15 protein-coding genes are annotated in these 17,902 nt (G+C 41.2%); 7 read left to right on the top strand and 8 right to left on the bottom strand.

Going from position 1 to position 17,902, the window contains the following annotated elements; all coding sequences use genetic code 11:
• Window positions 1-11: 11 nt before the first annotated feature.
• The 3 genes from QZ576_RS22520 (at window position 12) to QZ576_RS00885 (ending at window position 2,361) form a co-directional block, all read left to right on the top strand.
• Window positions 12-455, top strand: a complete 444-nt coding sequence (locus QZ576_RS22520; protein ID WP_367270435.1) for an RDD family protein — start codon at window positions 12-14, stop codon at window positions 453-455.
• Entirely contained in the window at window positions 442-1,662 is a 1,221-nt protein-coding gene (locus QZ576_RS00890; protein ID WP_297093444.1) for an aspartyl protease family protein, read from the top strand. Before QZ576_RS22520 ends, QZ576_RS00890 begins: the two co-directional genes overlap by 14 nt.
• A gap of 117 nt (window positions 1,663-1,779) precedes the next feature.
• Entirely contained in the window at window positions 1,780-2,361 is a 582-nt protein-coding gene (locus QZ576_RS00885; RefSeq protein WP_297093442.1) for a Crp/Fnr family transcriptional regulator, read from the top strand.
• Window positions 2,362-2,382: 21 nt separating this feature from the next.
• Here the strand turns inward: QZ576_RS00885 and QZ576_RS00880 are convergent, their stop codons facing one another.
• From QZ576_RS00880 to QZ576_RS00855, 6 genes are all read right to left on the bottom strand, one after another.
• Complete coding sequence (locus QZ576_RS00880; protein ID WP_297093440.1) at window positions 2,383-2,976, bottom strand: hypothetical protein; 594 nt, start codon at window positions 2,974-2,976, stop codon at window positions 2,383-2,385.
• 23 nt (window positions 2,977-2,999) lie between these two features.
• Entirely contained in the window at window positions 3,000-3,500 is a 501-nt protein-coding gene (locus tag QZ576_RS00875; RefSeq protein ID WP_297093439.1) for a thioredoxin fold domain-containing protein, read from the bottom strand.
• Window positions 3,501-3,509: 9 nt separating this feature from the next.
• Entirely contained in the window at window positions 3,510-4,946 is a 1,437-nt protein-coding gene (locus QZ576_RS00870) for a serine hydrolase (RefSeq protein ID WP_297093437.1), read from the bottom strand.
• Window positions 4,947-4,997: 51 nt separating this feature from the next.
• Window positions 4,998-5,855 (bottom strand): CPBP family intramembrane glutamic endopeptidase, encoded by an 858-nt coding sequence (locus QZ576_RS00865; protein ID WP_297093435.1) that lies wholly within the window; start codon window positions 5,853-5,855, stop codon window positions 4,998-5,000.
• Between the two features lie 78 nt (window positions 5,856-5,933).
• Entirely contained in the window at window positions 5,934-6,392 is a 459-nt protein-coding gene (locus tag QZ576_RS00860) for an MBOAT family O-acyltransferase (protein ID WP_297093433.1), read from the bottom strand.
• A gap of 34 nt (window positions 6,393-6,426) precedes the next feature.
• Window positions 6,427-7,359 (bottom strand): NAD(P)-dependent alcohol dehydrogenase, encoded by a 933-nt coding sequence (locus QZ576_RS00855; protein ID WP_297093430.1) that lies wholly within the window; start codon window positions 7,357-7,359, stop codon window positions 6,427-6,429.
• Window positions 7,360-7,866: 507 nt separating this feature from the next.
• Between QZ576_RS00855 and QZ576_RS00850 the strand changes: the two genes are divergently transcribed.
• Window positions 7,867-8,886: a pirin family protein gene (locus tag QZ576_RS00850; RefSeq protein ID WP_297093428.1), complete on the top strand. Its 1,020-nt coding sequence runs from the start codon at window positions 7,867-7,869 to the stop codon at window positions 8,884-8,886.
• Window positions 8,887-8,919: 33 nt separating this feature from the next.
• The gene (locus tag QZ576_RS00845; RefSeq protein WP_297093427.1) at window positions 8,920-9,864 is read left to right on the top strand and encodes an aldo/keto reductase; all 945 of its coding nucleotides are present in this window, start codon (window positions 8,920-8,922) and stop codon (window positions 9,862-9,864) included.
• 309 nt (window positions 9,865-10,173) lie between these two features.
• Here QZ576_RS00845 and QZ576_RS00840 read toward each other — a convergent pair whose 3' ends face one another.
• Window positions 10,174-12,900 carry a glycoside hydrolase family 78 protein gene (locus QZ576_RS00840; protein WP_297093425.1) on the bottom strand — a complete coding sequence of 909 codons (2,727 nt, stop codon included), beginning with the start codon at window positions 12,898-12,900 and terminating at the stop codon, window positions 10,174-10,176.
• A 299-nt stretch (window positions 12,901-13,199) separates the two neighbouring features.
• Between QZ576_RS00840 and QZ576_RS00835 the strand changes: the two genes are divergently transcribed.
• Both QZ576_RS00835 and QZ576_RS00830 read left to right on the top strand, forming a co-directional pair.
• Window positions 13,200-15,050, top strand: a complete 1,851-nt coding sequence (locus tag QZ576_RS00835; protein WP_297093423.1) for a M14 family metallopeptidase — start codon at window positions 13,200-13,202, stop codon at window positions 15,048-15,050.
• A gap of 2 nt (window positions 15,051-15,052) precedes the next feature.
• Complete coding sequence (locus tag QZ576_RS00830; RefSeq protein ID WP_297093421.1) at window positions 15,053-16,774, top strand: M14 family metallopeptidase; 1,722 nt, start codon at window positions 15,053-15,055, stop codon at window positions 16,772-16,774.
• 597 nt (window positions 16,775-17,371) lie between these two features.
• On the opposite strand, the gene QZ576_RS00825 is transcribed toward QZ576_RS00830, so the two are convergent.
• On the bottom strand, window positions 17,372-17,830 hold the full coding sequence (locus QZ576_RS00825; protein ID WP_297093419.1) for a magnesium-dependent phosphatase-1: 459 nt from the start codon (window positions 17,828-17,830) through the stop codon (window positions 17,372-17,374).
• Window positions 17,831-17,902: the final 72 nt, after the last annotated feature.

The raw sequence follows: 17,902 nt of genomic DNA, 5'->3' as shown, positions 1-17,902 counted from the left end.
AACTTACAAATATGATAACACGAAGTAATAAACCAGAGAATCAAAATGATTTGGCAGGAAGTTCGGTGCATTCAGTTATTCGACTGGTTAATTTTATTATTGATACCGTTGTCTGGATCATTCTTTTCTTCTCGATCGCTTATATTTTCGATCGTTATTTAGTCCGATTTAATTCCTATTTGGTTAATTATTTATACAGCATTTCTTTAGGAGTACTCCTCTATTTAGCCTACTATTCTGTACTGGAATTTTATTTTCAGAAAACCTTAGGAAAATTTTTAACCCGAACCAATGTTGTTCACAGAGATGGAGATGAGATTACATTCTCAACAATCTTTAAAAGGACAATATCAAGATTAATCCCAATAGATATTTTTTACTATTTGTTTTCAAAAAAGGGCCTTCACGACAGGCTGTCAAAAACCTTAGTAATAAAAACAAATGCCAACAAATAATAGCTGCAATTACGGCGGATCCTGCACCATTAGAATCCACTCCAAATCGTTAACATTACTTCTGGCAGGAATTTTAATTTTGCTTTTTTCCGCTTGCTCTGTTAAATGGACGGAAGCAATACGATATGGGAGTGTCGCTCAGCATGAAATCAAAGAAACAGTAGATATTGATATTCAAAAAAGGCTTATCATTCTTCCGGTTACTTTAAATGGGAAAGAATATCGTTTTTTATTCGACACAGGTGCGCCATTCTGTATATCCGGTGAGCTTCAGGAAGAAAATAATTTCAAAATAATCAGTAAAGGAAAAATTGTTGATAGCGATAAAAACAAAAAGCAGGTTGATTGGGCACAAGTTGATTCTGTATTTGTTGGCGATGTATTGTTTCTGAATCAAACTGCTTTTGTTGGCGACTTTGAAGCAAATCCGATAATGAAATGCCTGGAAATTGACGGGATTATCGGTTCCAACTTCATCAGACATTGTAACTGGATGATTGATCAGGAAAACAACACCTTGTCTTTACTCAGTTCAATTAATGAAAACGGTATTGTCATCCCTTTTAACACAGATCACCAATACAATATTTTTATTGACGTGAATTTCGGTCGGGCCAGGGTGAAGAATATATTGGTAGATTATGGTTCGAATGGCTCTGTTGCTTTAAGCAACGAAATATTTACAACATTTACCAATAAAAATATTATTGATGCTGAGTTTTCAGAACGTGGAATCAAACAAAGTGGAATAATTGGAGAAAGCGTTGAGCTAAAAAGGAAGTTGACTTTTTCTGATTCCGTTCGGATAGATAACCTGGAGCTAAAAAACGTGCTGATTCAAACAGGAGAAACTGTCTCTGTTGGGAATCAATTATTATCAAGATTTCAGCTTACAATCGACTGGAACAATAAAAACCTTTACCTTACTAAGCCTGAAAAAGAGGCAACCAGAATTGGTCTGGCCGGATTCAGACTAGGTTCCTCCACCGACAAAGGCATTTATGTTCAGTCTGTAATAGAAGAATCAAATGCTTATAAAAGTGGAATCAGACCAAACATGAAAGTGATAAAAATTGATAGCCTTGATTTTGAAAATGGAAATGATTTTTGCGATTATGTGGAATATGACCTGAAGGATGAGATTTACATGCAATTAATCGACTCAGAAGGGAAAAAGCTTGACTATTATTTTAATAAGACATTTTAAAATAAAACTACTGCCAATGTTTTTTACGTTTAAGCGTTTTCGGCATCCTATATAAAACGAACTTAAAGCAGTGGATGGTGTTAGAATGTATTGTAATTACCACCAAAAGAATGTTTGATGAAAAACAAATTTGTAAATTATTTCTCCAGAATATCACCACTTTCAAAAGAAGAGGCCGACGCCATTGCTGAAAGTATGCAAACCAGGAAATTCAGTAAGGGTGATTTCCTGTTAAAAGAAGGGCAATTTTCAAACAAAACCTATTTTATACTTGAAGGCTGTGTAAGAGAGTACATCCTGAAAGATGGTGAAGAGAAAACGACCAATTTTTTCACTGAAGAACAATGGGCCATTTCGTTAAACAGTTTTACCCCCGAAAACGCGGCAAAGCACAATTGGATTTGTGTAGAAGATACTACGGTTGTTGAAGGAGACGAGCAGCAAGGTCAGGCACTGTTCGAACGTTTTCCCCGGTTTGAAACGATCTCCAGAACCATTATGGAAGCGGCTTTTGCAGAACAAAAAGAAACATTGACTTCCTATTATACCGATTCGCCTGAGCAACGCTACCTGAAACTTTTGAAATCGCGGCCCGATTTGTTCCAGCGAATTCCCCAGTATCATCTGGCAAGTTATATTGGCGTTAAGCCGGAATCTTTAAGCCGAATTAGAAAACGTATTGCCTCTGAATTGAACTGAGATAAAGTTGAAAAATGCATTTTATTCAGGTTTTGAATATTCGATTAGTTCCTCCACATAGGTAAAATCACCTTGAATCTGAGTAAGTTTAATGAAGGTTTTTAATGCCGGGGCATACAGCCAAACCTCTTCTTCATCTGCGCTATAACCTCTCGAATTCGAGATTTTTCCTATGTATTTAATCGTGTAGGCCATGAATGTACCTGCTTCTACCGTTTCTTCCTGATACGATAAAATCTCGGCATCCTGACTTTGACTTCCTGTTGTACCGTCTTCACTTGTCCAGTTGTTTTCAAATTTCCACTTTTTACCCACTTCCAGAGGCCAGGCATATTTAGGTGTTTCGCTTTCTTCCGGCTTCACAATTTCGGAAAGGAGGACAGTATCATTTCCAATGGTCATGCCTAAAACGCCATCAACACTGACTATTTTTCTGGTATCTACTCCGTCCGAGCGTACTTCTCCTTCCGTTGTTACGCCTTTATATTTCCAGACCCATTTTTCACCAATCTGATAATCAGCCAGAGTTGGTTGTTGGGTTATACCTGATTCTGTTTGGCTATTACAAGCACCTAAAAGTATTAGTGCGAAGAATATTACAACTTGAATTTTCATATCAAAAAATATTTTTAATGTTATTATTTCTCTTTCGTACCCAATTTTTCAAGCATTTCGAGGAATTTCGTTTTCCCGATCTTTCCTACAGCGTAATCAAGTACTTTCCCCTTCGAATCAGTAAAAATTGTTATTGGCGTGCCACCAACATTATACTGCTCCAGAACCTCTTTTGATTTGGGATCATCAACATCAATCATTACCGGTACAAGCTGCGAATTGATGGCCTTCATCACTTCCTCATCCGCAAAAATTTCGCGCTTCATAATCCGGCACGGCGAGCACCACTCCCCTGTGAAAAACAACAGCATGTTTTTATCAGAATCGATGGCAAGTTCACGAGCCGAGACCATATCATCAGCCCAGACCACATCGTTGGAAGGTGCATAAAATGAATACCACGCATAAGCAAGAGAAAGCACAAGGAAAGTGAGCCAGAACCATCGCCAAAATTGAGACTTCGTTTTCTTCAGCTTGAGAGACTTGCCCGATAAATTCGTTGCTGGATTATCTGTTTTCTTCATAGTTTTGATTTATAATTTGATTGCATTTTGTCCATATAATGTGAATGATTGTATGTTATCCTTCATTGTGAAAGAAATTTGTACTCCTGTATTTGGGTGAATGAAATCAAGATTTTCACCAACAATAGGAACCAACTTGTACTCATCACCATTCGGGAAGAAAAGTGAAATTTGATCCTTGTTTTCGTCATAGCTGACAGTTAAATCTATTTGATTATTCCATTTATAGCTTCCCGACAAACCTTTTAATACATCTGATTTAACATGATTGCGTTGAGCTTCTGTTTGCTTAAAATGCTGCCAATTATATACCTGTGAGGCTGATAAAAGTAATTCGTTTCCCAGAGCCCCGCCATTATCCGAATTGGTCAGATATACTAACCCATTTCCGCTCGTTAGGCTTATTGTCATACCTGTACGGTAACCGGCGTTGCCTCCAAAGTGAGTGATTGAAATATCATCACCGGAACGGTTTAATATGAATCCGTAAACACTGCCGTCTCGTTCCTGGCTTATTATCGATTTAATATCAGACTGTGAAAATATCGAGCTATCGCCTTGATATGCTTTATAAATTTCAACTAAAAAATTAGCCAAATCAATCGAGTTGCTCCAAAGTCCCGCGGCAGCTTGCTGCGGATAGTTTCTCCATCCACCTTCTATCACCTCTCCTGATTGAGAGTAACCTTTGGCTACCAGAACAGAATCCGAGACGGGTAAGGGTTGTGTAAACTCAGAATGTTTCATTCCGGCAGGTTCAAGAATCCATTTTTGCATGATGTTCGAGAACTCATCATTGAATATGTCTTGAAGAGCCAGTTCGGCTAATGTGTAGCCACCACCGGAATAAGCCAGTGTTTTTTTAGGTGGAGTAAGTACCTCTATTGCCGGAGTATTGACTCCTTCACTACCTCTTAAAATATCCAGATCAGAGGGCATCGGGAGATTTCTGTTGTATCCCTCATATCCACCAGGACTGATTCCTGAAGTATGGGGAAAAATATTGCGGAACGTAACCGGATTCTCAGCCGTTTGTTTGCCTTGTGGTAATACAAAATCCTTCAGGTATTCCTGTATATTTTTATCCAGGTCGATTTTACCAGCAGAATACATGCGCAATGCCGCAAGAAAGGTCACTGGTTTAGACAATGATGCTGCCTGGAAAATGCTGGAATTGTTCAGGTGATGCTCTTCGGGGAAATTCGCATTTCGATAAATGTCTGCCCATTCAATTTCACCATGCTTTATTACCGCAAGAGATAGTGCCGGAATATTATACTCTGACATTCTATTTGAAATGGAGCTGAAAACTTCCGGTTCTCCCAAAAACTTCACTTGCTCACGAATTCCGTTTTCCAGTGCAGCTTTTTTATCATCTGGTTCTTTAGATGAGTTGCAAGAAGCAAAAAGAATAAGGACTAAACTTGCAAGAATTAATTTGTTCATAGTAAAATTTAGACTTGTTATTTTCAAATAAATGCTAACAAAATGATCTAATTACAATTTTTCTTTAATTGCTTTTCTCCAAAAGTAAATCCCAAAAACACAGGTAACTATGGCAAACATAATTCCATTTTCGCCCAACCAGTATTCAGTTCCTTCGTTTTTAATAGTTAATTCGGGCAGTATTTTTTGAATGTAAACATTGCTCACCGCGTGAAAAATAACTGCCGGCCATAAACTTTTGGATTTAAAAGTGTAGTAGGTCATCATAAACGACATCGATATAATCACCACATAAAATGAAGCCATTTCCACAATTACATTGTTGCCATAATACACAATTACCGGCCAGTGCCAGGTTGCCCAAACAACACCACTGAAAACAGAAACTCCGGTAAAAGAAAGTACTTTTCGTAATTCGTAAATGAAAAAGCCCCGCCATCCGATTTCCTCTCCTAATGTTGTTGCTGCCGATCGAATTACTTCAACAGTTCCTAATAGAATGATCGCTATGATTATTATCGAAGTTGGATTTAATGTTCCGATTCCCATTAAACCAAGTTCTTTTGCCCATTCTGTAATTACTTCTCCATTTGCTAAACTCCCAAATCCAAAAATCCAGATTAGCAGGTAAGTGATTATTCCATACAGGGCAGGAACAAAATACGATATTCGAATATATTTCCAATTCCCCCAACTCCAGTTTAGCGATGAAATAGCTCGTTTCTTTAGTTTCAAGGTAATTATTGCGGCTATGGCAGGAACCCACATCAAACCCCCAATATAAATTCTGGAAGGGTACAAATTCACGATTGCATAATGAAAAAGCGAGCTTAAAACGGTAACAATCGCTAGAAAAATAACGATTGTTTTCCAGGCTTCTTTACGTTCCGATATGTTTTCAGGTATCATGTTTTTAATATCTGTTTCTTTTTAAAAGCTTACTTAAGCAAAGTTGAAGATAGTGGTTTCCAATTCCATTGACTTAAGTTAAGAACTGACAACGAAAATCGTCAACACCACTTTATTTAGTTGATTAGCGATGACAAAACAGCCTGAAATGACGAGTATGTTAATTGCCGTCCGCACGATCCATGGAAATTTTGAGTAGTTGATATTTGCATATTCTCCCATAATCACGCAGAGCCCCATAAAAAGAAACCATTGCGTTAGTAGCAGACTAAATTTCCATTTGAGCAACATCACCGCCAGATCGTGAATAAATCCGCATGCAACAAAAGTGATTATCAGCGATAACGACGCAGGCAAAAACGACTTGAGAGGTTTGAAAATATACATCCCCAGGTAATAGCCCCAAATGGGATTCCAGTACTGCCAAAATTCCGAAAACGTTCCGGCACCTAGCGAACGACTCAGCATATTCCGGAGTGAATCACCGGCGCCCAGCGGCACTCCGTTTCTTCTTTGTACATAATCGGATAAAGTCATATTTTCAGATTTATAACTGTAGTCAGCCTGCTTTCTATACGGTAATTATCACATTTCCTCTTTTGTGGCCTTTCTCTACATATTTATGTGCTTCGGCCATTTCTTCCAACGAATAAACACTATCAATAACAGGTTTAATCGACTCTTGTTCTGCCAATTTTTTCAAATTAATAAAAGCTTCTTTTGGAGTTAAAGGAGTTCCGTGATCGATGGAAATATATTTACCACCGGGAGTGAGTGCTTTTTTACTTTTCTCTTTCAATGCTGAGGATTTGCCGTTTCCAACAGCATCGATTACATATTTGTAGGTTTCCAGTTGCGATACTGCATTTTCGGCTGTGTAGTCAATCACCTCATCGCAACCCAAAGATTTAACTAATTCGAAGTTCAGGCTGCTGCAAACACCGGTGACATGAGCACCGGCATGCTTTGCCAATTGTATCACCATGGTGCCAATACTTCCCGACGCTCCATAAACTAAAACTTTGTCGCCCCTGTTTATGCTTGTTTTATTCAATAAATGCGAAGCAAGTAAACCGCCATACGGAATGGCTGCAGCTTCCTCAAAACTGCTATTCGAAGGTTTAAGCGCAACATTCCAGTCTTCAGGCAGACAAATATATTCGGCATAAGAACCAAAACGACGTTTTGTTGGTGAAACTGATCCATACGCAAATACTTCATCGCCAACATTAAATGAGCTTACATTTTTCCCTTTAGTTTCAACAACACCCGACATTACCATTCCCAAAATCGGATTTCTGGGTCTGCCAAAACCAAAAATAAGTTGCAGGATAAATCTTGGAATAAGTGGCTCGTTCAGTTTTCGTATAAGCACATCGCTGGCAGTTACTGAAGTTGCTTTAATCTTAATCAGCACTTCATTTTCTTTTGGCGTTGGCTTTTCAACTTCCGTTAAAACCAGGTTCTCATAGCTTCCGTACTTTAAACACTCAATTGCTTTCATGTGATTAAACTTTAGTGATATCTCTTTGTAACAAAACTATCCGTAGCGCCACTCCTTTTCATTGACTTGGGTTAAGAAATGAAATTATGGATTGATTGGCAAAAGAGTGATCAATGAAACGGCAGCCGATACAATGTATGTTCATAGATGGCCTTTCCCAAATGTTAGTGATAGACATTTAATTATAGCCTCGCCCTTTTTATCTGCAGTTTTAAATAGTGTTAAAACACCAATATTTTCAGCAAAATCCCGAACATTTCCGCCCGCTTTTTGTGTTAAGTACTGAGCCGGATAAAACAACTGGCTACTGCAATTTAAAATAAACAAAGCGAATAAAGGTTTGAACAAGAGTATCGACAAAAATCCTTGACTTTACCTCAATTCCTAAAGGATGATCAAGGATTTTCTCACTTTCTTTCTTCAGGATTGAGGTAAAAAAGGGAGAAAATCAGCGTTTCTCTGTGATAGTTTCAAACCTTGATTCGCATAAACAATAAAATAATAGCTATGAATAACAATTCAATACTTCAGGTTGAACGATTAGGATCTCCATGGAAAGCACAGGATCCATTTCTGTTTTGTGCCTATCACCACGATGAATTCCCCAAAGGAAATGAAAAACTCGGGCTTGATGCCGATCAGTTAAAGGGCAGAAATATTGGTCAGGATTTCGCGGGTAAAGACGGCTTCAACATGTACCATGGAAGCGTGGTGCCGGGCTTTCCCTACCATCCGCACCGGGGTTTCGAAACCGTTACGGTTGTTAAGGAAGGAGCAGTTGACCATTGTGACTCCTTTGGTGGCGCCGGACGTTATAAGGCTGGCGATGCGCAATGGCTAACAGCCGGAAAAGGTGTTCAGCATTCAGAAATGTTTCCGCTGCTAAATGCCGACAAAGACAATCCGCTGGAACTTTTTCAAATTTGGCTCAACCTACCTCGAAAAAGTAAGCTGGTTGAACCGCATTATAAAATGCTTTGGAAAGAAAAGATTCCGGTTATCAAATCAAAAGATGAAAATGGGAAAGTAACGGAAATCAATATTATTGCAGGCACATTGGATGGAGCAAAAGCTCTTGATCCTAATCCGAATTCGTGGGCTACCGATCCCCAAAATGAAGTGGCCATTTACACGATAAAAATGGAAGCCGGAGCAACATACACGCTCCCGGATGCAGCAGAAGAGGTGAACAGAAACCTCTATTTTTATAAGGGAGATTCTATAACGATAGACGGACAAAGCATAACTATGAATAACAGAATTGCATTAAATACAAAAGGACAAACCACCATTACAAACGGCGGTAAAGATGCATTTTTTCTGTTACTGCAGGGGAAACCAATTCAGGAACCGGTGGCACAATACGGCCCTTTTGTAATGAATACCCAACAAGAGATCAGGGAGACAATTCATGAATATCAACAAACACAATTCGGAGGATGGCCCTGGCCAATGAAAGAACAGGTCTTTGACCGTTCGAAAGGCCGGTTTGCACATTATGCCGACGGAACTGAAGAAGAAAGATAACAGCAAACGACAGATTTATTAAAGCATACGAACATGAAAAAAGTAACAATTAAGAACACAGACCTTGAAGTAGCCCCATTCAATTTTGGTGGTAATGTTTTTGGATGGACATTGGACGAAAAACAATCGTTTGATGTTTTGGACAAATTTGTAGCCGGAGGTTTTAATTTTATCGATACCGCTGATACCTACTCGTGGTGGGTAAACGGCAAAGGCGGACAATCGGAAACCATTATCGGAAACTGGATGAAAGCACGTGGCAATCGTGAAAATATGGTGATTGCCACAAAGGTGGGTTCTGAAACCAAAGAGCACGGTTTCGATATTAGCAAAAAACACATTCTAAAATCGGTTGACGAATCGTTACAGCGTTTGCAAACCGATTATATCGACTTGTATTACACCCATTTTGATGACGAAAAAACACCGGTTGAAGAAACACTGTCGGCTTACAACGAAATCGTAATGTCGGGGAAAGTGCGTTACATTGCCGCATCGAATGTTTCGCCCGAACGGCTGGCCGAATCGATGAAAGTGGCTGAAGAAAATAACTTCCCGAAATACCTGGCCTTGCAACCGCATTACAATTTGTTGATTCGCGAGAAGTTTGAAAAAGAACTGGCGCCACTGGTTGAAAAATACGACTGGAGTGTTTTTCCTTACTGGGCACTGGAATCGGGCTTTTTAACCGGGAAATATAAAACCGAAGCCGATTTTGATAAAACAGCCCGCGGCGGTATGGTGAAAAAACATTTTAACGACAAAGGAAAAGCGGTATTGAAGGCATTGGACGAAATTGCAAAAAAACATAACACCGTTCCGGCCACAATAGCACTGGCTTGGCTGCTGGCAAAACCGTTGGTAACAGCTCCTATTGTTAGTGCCACCAGCGAAAATCAGCTAAAAACATTATTCGAAGCACCCGAACTGGTTTTGGATGCTGAAGATATGGCTTTGTTGAATCAGGCTGGTGAATAAGAGGAGCTTGAAAATTAAAGCCCCGTTCCGTATTGATTCTATACATTCGGAACGGGGCTTTTTATTTAGTATTCGTTCATCGTCCGTTAGGATTACTGTTTTGCACCGTCCTTCAGGGCGGTGATATTTGTGATAATATAAAAGGCTTTAGCGTTTAATCGGTAAGATTAATGGCTAAAGCCTTTTTATCTGTTTCTATTTTGATCACCGGGCTAAAGCCACGGTGCTAAAAATAAAATTACCACCTCACCGCTGTAAACGCGGTCCCCTCCTCCTGACAGGAGGAGAAATTTCGAATTCGCTGATGGACTATTCTGCCATTGGATAACTAAAGGTATAAGTTCCCGAGCCTACTGAAACAGTCACGTCGGCTCCGGTTTGTTTGGCGCTTGATTTTAAGTTGTCGTCCATGTTTATTTCGGCTACTTTTGCTTTTGGCAAAATTACTTCAGCGGAAGTGTTTGCAGGAACCTCAACCTCGTAGGTCATCTGTCCGTCGCTGATCTTCCAGTCTGATTTAATCGGGCCATAGATAGAATTAAACGTTGCATCAACATTGGTTAAACCTCCGCCCGGATTTGGTGCGAGGAAGAATTTCTTGTAGCCAGGATTGTTCTCATCCACTTTTATACCGGCCACATGATCGTACAACCATTCGCCAATCGCGCCGTAAGCATAATGGTTAAAGCTGTTCATTCCCACATCCTGGAACGATCCGTCGGGCTTTTGTCCGTCCCAACGCTCCCAAATTGTTGTGGCCCCTTGGGTTACCGGGTACAACCATGACGGGTATTCTTTGCGATTCAGTAGCATAAAAGCTAAATCGTCGCGGACAATTGCAGAAAGTGTCGGGCACAAAATTGGCGTTCCCAAGAAGCCGGTGGTCAGGTGTTTGAATTTCTCCACGTCTTTTGCCAGATAATCGGCCGCCGCGTCAATCATACTATCCGGCAAAATGCCAAAGGTTAGAGCAATTACATAAGCCGTTTGTGTGTGCGAAACCAGGCGCCCGTTAGGCGTTACAAATTCGTCGTTAAACGCTTCTTTAATGTTCGCTGCCAGTTGTTTGTACTTCTCAGCATCTTGCGGTTTGCCAATGATCTGTGCGATTTTTGCTGTTAACGTAGTTGTGTAATAAAAGTATGCCGTTGCCAGCAGGTCTTTTTCGGTGGTAGCGCCCGGGTAATCCGAACTTGTTGTTGCATAAGCCAGCCAGTCGCCGTAATGGTTATCACCTGTCCACAGGTAATCGTCGCCTGCCCTTTCGTTCATATAACCTACCCACTTGGTAATGGCCGGGTAACTTTCTTCCAGAATTCGGGTATCGCCATAAATTTTATACACCGACCACGGAATTACAGCCACCACATCGGCCCAGCCTGTTGCACCACCTTGTCCGTTCAAAACATCAGGAATAACGTGAGGAATAATACCGTTGTCCAACTGATCGGCAGCAACATCTTTCATCCATTTGGTGTAGAAAGGCGCCACGTTAAAATTGTATCCAGCAGTCATACTAAACACCTGCGCATCGCCCGTCCAGCCCAAACGCTCGTCGCGTTGCGGACAATCGGTTGGTACATCCAAAAAGTTCCCTTTTTGTCCCCACTGAATATTATGCTGCAGCTGATTGATCATTTCGTCGTTGCAGGCAAATGTACCTGTTGGTTCCATATCCGAATAAATAACCACACCGGTAATATCTTCTTTCGCCGGGATTTCATCGAAACCAATCAACTGCAAATAACGGAATCCGTGAAAAGTGAATTTTGGTTCGTAAACCACTTCGCCGTCTTTCCCGAAAATATAGGTATCGGTACATTCGGCACCTCGCAAGTTGGCGGTATAGAAATTGCCTTCTTTATCCAGTACTTCCGCAAATTTCAGCTGCACCTTTTGCCCCGCTTTTCCTTTCATTTTAATGCGCACCCAGCCAACCATATTCTGGCCCATATCGTAAACCTTTTCGCCTTTTGGCGTGGTAATAAATTCAATCGGTTTGATTTCTTCAACAGCTTTTACCGGAACGCCCTGCGGAGCAATTAACACATCTTTTGGAGCATCAACTTCTTCTACACTCTTCCAATCGGCGGCATTAAATCCGGTGCTGGTCCAACCGGTCAGTTCCATTCGTGCATCGTAAGTCTCGCCATTGTAAATATCCGATTTGCGGATCGGGCCATTATTTACCTTCCAGTTTTTATCACTAACGATCCACTCGCTGCTTCCGTCGGTATAATCAATTTTTAGCTGGAATAACAGCGCCAGTTCATTTCCGTAGTATCCGTTGGCACTCACCCAACCAATATTTCCGCGGTACCAGCCGTCGCCCAAAACAACTCCAACAGCATTTTCTTTTTGTAACATGTCAGTAACGTCGTAAGTCTGGTATTGCAGACGTTTATTGTAGCTCGTCCAGCCCGGAGTAAATAACTGGTCGCCCACTTTATCGCCATTCAAAAACAGCTGATAAAGCCCGTGCGACGTTACATAAGCACGTGCCGATTTTATACTTTTTGAAGTGGAAAATTCATTGCGGTAATATTGCGCCGGTTTCGAGTCGTCTGATTCCGGTTCGTTGGGTAAAGTAATCCACGAAGCTTTCCACAACTCCGGCTCCAGAATTCCCATTTCCCAGTATGCCGGTTCGCTCCAGGAACTTGCCTTGCCTGAGTTATCCCACACGCGCACCTGCCAGTAAACGTGTTGCATTGACTCCGGTTGCGGACCACCATATACCACATTCACCGACTGATCGGATTCCACCTTACCTGAATTCCAGATTTGTTTTGCCTTTTTCGACAAATCTCCTGCTGTTTCGGCTACCCTGATTTCGTAGGCCGTTTGCGTAACATTCTGCCCATCGGATACCAGTTGCCAGCTTAAACGCGGTTGCAACACATCGATACCAACAGGATTTGTGTGGTACTCGCAAACCAGGTTGGTAATTTCGGTTTTCGCGAACACGGTAATTGAAAACGCTGAAAAGATGAACACAAAAATAAATGATCGGAGTAAAGAAACTGACTGCTTCATTTTATTCGATTTATTGGTTTAGTAATCCTGTAAAGTTATGTTTATTAAACAGGAATAACAATACCGGGATGAACAGATTTTCTGTTTTTTGCGCGAATCGACCGACCACTAATTCCTGACATTTGTCTTTTAAACAAAATGTAAATCCATATTTTGTCGCCGAAACAATTCTTTTTTAATAAAAAAGTGTAATTTTCAGCAAAATACCAGAACAGATTTCTAATAATCTGCAAAACAACCGTCGTTGGACAAACTAGAATTTTAACTGCATAATACATTAAAAGAAAAACACATTTATTATGGTGAAAAAACTACTTTATTTGTGCTTTTCCGGGATGCTTATTTTTATGAGTTCCGGCCTAAAAGCGCAGTCTGACACCGAGTTTGGGAAATACCACACCAACCGGGAGATTCAGCAACTGTTAAAAGAATTTTCTTCGGGGAATGCAAAACTGCACACCATTGCCGAAAGTCCTGGTGGCGAACCAATAACCGTATTGGAAATTGGCGCTAACCTCAGCGATGTTCCGGCAATTTTTGTAGGTGCCAATTTCGAAGGAAATGTGCCACTGGCATCGGAAGGTGCGTTGTACCTGGCGAAACTGCTGCTCGATTCAACGGCTTACACCGAGGATGTAAAATGGTACATCATGCCGCAGCCCAATCCTGATGCAGCTGCCGTATATTTTTCGTCGTTGAAAACCGGAGTGGCCACCAACCTTTTCAAAATAAACAACGATGGCGACGAAGCCACCGACGAAGATGGTCCGGACGATTTGAACGGCGACGGCCTGATCACCCAGATGCGAATTAAAAGCATTGAAGGGAATTATATCGTTTCGGAGAAAGACGCGCGGCTGATGAAAAAAGCCGATAAAAAAGAAGGCGAACGTGGCGAATACAAGGTGATGACTGAAGGAATTGACAACGACAAAGACGGAAAATTCAACGAAGACGGTATTGGTGGAATTAACGTGGGAATTGCCTTCCCGCACCTTTTCCCCTACGAAAATAAAGAAGCCGGTTTATTTGCTGGACAAACGCCTGAAGTGTATGGAATTATGCGTTTTATTTATGATCGTCCTGAGATTTCGATGGTGTACACATTGGGCACATCGAACTTCTGCCTTGTTCCGCCAAAAGGTGGCCGCAAAGGCGATGCCAACCTCAAGCAAATAAAAATTCCGCGCCGTTATGCCAGCATGCTTAATGCCGATGCCAGCAAAACCTACACCATGGATGAAGCAATCGAATTGTTTAAAACGGTCGTTTCTCCCGGCACCGATGTTACCGCGTCGCTGGTGGCCAGTTACCTGAGCCTTGGTCCGGCCACTAATCCTTTGGAAGACGACCTTGTTTTCTATAAAAAATATGCCGAGGATTATAAGAAATACCTGAAAGCAAAAAATTTCAGTACCGAAACGCTCGATCCAACTCCGGCAAAAGATGGTTCGTTTGAATTGTGGGCCTATTATCATCTCGGTGTACCATCGTTTAGTATGCAACTATTCTCGGTTCCGAAAGTAAAAGAAGAAGCGAAAAAAGAGGACGACAAAGAGGCCTCGGATGACAAGAAAAAGAAAGAAGAAAAGTCGGAGAAAAAAGATGAACTGAGCGAAAAAGATAAAGCGCTGCTGGCTTATTCTGATGCAGAATTAGACGGTGCAGGATTTGTGGCGTGGACAAAAGTTAATCATCCCGATTTTGATGAAGTAGAAGTTGGGGGTTATGCACCGTACCTGGAAACAACGCCAAAAGCAGAGAAAATTGATTCATTATTGGCAACCCAATTGCCCTGGTTACTTCATCTGTCAGAGGAACTTCCGGAGTTTGCAATTGCCGACAAAGAAGTTACTGATATGGGTGGCGGTATTTACAAACTGGAATTGTTTGTGGCCAACAACGGCGCACTTCCCTACCCGATTTCGATGGGACAACGCAATGGTCAGCCGGCTCCGGTAATTCTTACGCTCGATGGCGATATGGAATTACTGGAAGGAAAACCGCGCACACCCGTTGGAGCGATTGGTGCCAACCAGGTAAAAAAGTACACCTGGCTGTTAAAAGCAAGCAAAAACAAAAGTATTACTGCCGGAATTGAATCGACAGTTTTTACCGATGTAGTTGAACAAATTAAAATTGGAGGTTAATCATGATACGCAAGATATTTTCATTATTAGCAATATTCTCGTTGGCTGTTACGGTATTTGCCGCCGACGAACCAAAGATTGAAGTACCGCTTCGTTTCGACCGCTATTACGATTACGATGATGTGGTAAAAGCGCTGGAAGTACTTCATGCGGCCTACCCCGAGCTGACGAAACTGGAATCGGTTGGAGAAAGTGAAGAAGGATTAAAGATCTATGCACTTACCATTAACAACGAAAAAACCGGTGCCGAACACGATAAACCGGGAGTTTGGGTTGACGGAAACATTCATGGAAACGAAATTCAGGCCGGCGAAGTGTGCCTGTATTATGCCAATATGCTGCTTACAAAATATGGCAAAAACGAAAAGGTAACAAAAGCGGTCGACAGCAATGTGCATTACATTATTCCTGTAGTGAATGTCGATGGTCGAAACCACTTTTTTAAGGATGCGCACACACCAAGTTCAAGCCGAAGCATTCGTATTCCGAAGGATGACGATGGCGACGGTTTATTTGATGAAGATGCACCGGATGATCTGGATGGCGACGGCAGCATTTGCCAGATGCGCATAAAAGATCCGAACGGAAATTATAAACCCGATCCGGAAGATCCGCGCATTATGGTTCGTGTAAAACCCGGAGAAAAAGGAGAATACACCATTTTAGGTTCCGAAGGAATTGATAACGATGGCGATGGCAGATTTAACGAAGATGCTGAAGGATATCTTGATCCGAACCGTAACTGGGGTTACCACTGGCAGCCTCAGTACGTGCAGCAGGGAGCCGGAAACTTTCCGTTTTCGGGCGTCGGTATCAAAGCTGTTGATGAGTTTGCGGCTAAACATCCGAATATCATCGTAAACTTTTCATTTCACAACTCGGGCGGTATGTGGTTGCGTGTTCCTGCCGACAACACAACTGTACTTCCGGCATCAGATATTGCTGCTTACGATGTAATCGGCAAAGAAGCCATTAAAATAACTCCCGGATATGTTTATATGACCTCGGTTGAACTTTACCCAACTTTTGGTGACTCCGACGGGCAAATGTTCTTTGTGCACGGATCATACACCTTTGTTGGCGAGCTTTTCATGCGCGATGAGCAGGAGACTTACAAAGAAAAAAGCGACAAACCGGCAACAAGCACCGATCGCACCGAGCGAAATCGTGAACAGCTGAAGTTTAACGACAATGTGGTGCAGGGCGAATTATACAAAGAATGGCATCCATATAATCACCCGGTTTATGGCGAAATTGAAATTGGTGGCTGGGTGAAAATGAGCTCTCGTTTACCACATCCATTTATGTTGCCCGATTTGGTGCACCGCAATGCCTCAGTTGTATTGCTGGCTGCTAATGAAACACCAAAGGTTGAAATGGATGTTTTTGAAGTAAAAGAATTGGATAATAACCTGAAACGAATTCGGGTTCGCTTAAAAAACAAAAATGGTTTGTCGACCATGACTGCCCAGGCGGTGAAAGATAAACTATATGCCATCGACCACCTGAAAGTTTCGGGGGCCAAAGTAATTGCCGGCGGAAAAATTAACGATTACCGTCTCGATCAGGTAAGTTATAAAGAACATAAACCTGAGGTTCAGTTCTTTGCCATTCCGGGACACAGTTCGGCAGAATATGAATTTATTGTTCAAGGCAAAGGAGAAGTTAAATTGGAATACATCTCTCAAAAAGCAGGTGTTACAAGTACTTCGGTAACTTTGTAAAATAAGAGATTTAACGATAAATAAAAAGAGTGCTCGCGTCCGTGAGCACTCTTTTTTTACAGAATTTAGTCACCTAAACAAAAAAAATCCCGGCGTCCACTCCGGGATTTTTCAATCCAGTCTTTTTAACAACTAAATGAATTTTAATAATTCTCCTCCTCTATTTCTAGCGGGGTTTGTATAATACAAAAGTAATTATGCTTTAACAATATACACCATTGGGGATTCTGAAATCAAATGGCCAAAATGCTGAAAATAAGACTGCCGAAATGCTGACGTATAAGTTCTTAATAAATGGAGTGATTAACTTGAGCGACAATTTCCAATGGCATTTTTTAGATCTTTTGCAAGTGTGATAACCATCTGGTTTTGATCATCGGGCATAAAAAATCCCGGGCGTCCAATCCGGGATATTTATTTTATCACAATATAACGGGTTTCTATAACCTCTAACTAAACTAACTACTGGGTTTGTATAGTGCAAATATACCTGCTGCTGATCAACCGGCATAATATTTTTTGCTGAAATGGCACAAGAATAAACTGATATTTAACGGTTTAAAATCCTGATGCTCGTCGATGCGATTCCTGACCCGCTTATTTCAAATACCGAAAAACCTGCTCTTTTCGTAGTCCTTCATCTACAAAAACCGCTTCTACACCCAGTTTTCCAACTTCGTGAATATTACGGTGTTCATCATCGAAGAAGACCATGTCGGAATAATCAATTCCAAAATGCTTTTTGATTTTTGCGAAATGCTGAATCTTACTGCTTGGGTATATTTCTTTCAAGTCGAAATACTTGTCGATATCAAACAAGTGAAGCAGATCTTGAGCCCAGCTCGGCTCGAAAGTCCGTGAAGCGGCAGCAATTTTGCGGTTGTTCCTTTTTAACTCCTCTAACACCGGAATCACATCAGGATACAGTTCCATTTCACTGTTTGATTGATCAAGCAAGGCCCCGTCGCTCCAGTAATACGGCGGATTTGTAGCATCGCACCAGGTTCCACCGGCATCCCAAAGGGTAAAATCCAAATCAAAAACGAATAACTTCATGGAGGCGAAAATAGAGAAAGTATGGAGATTTGTGTTTTATATCAACTCCTTGAAGCCAATATAAAACACAAA

Source organism: uncultured Draconibacterium sp. (assembly GCF_913060805.1).
Classification (GTDB): domain Bacteria; phylum Bacteroidota; class Bacteroidia; order Bacteroidales; family Prolixibacteraceae; genus Draconibacterium.
Note: the sequence above shows the minus strand (reverse complement) of the source record. Positions and strands in the feature narration are given on the sequence as shown.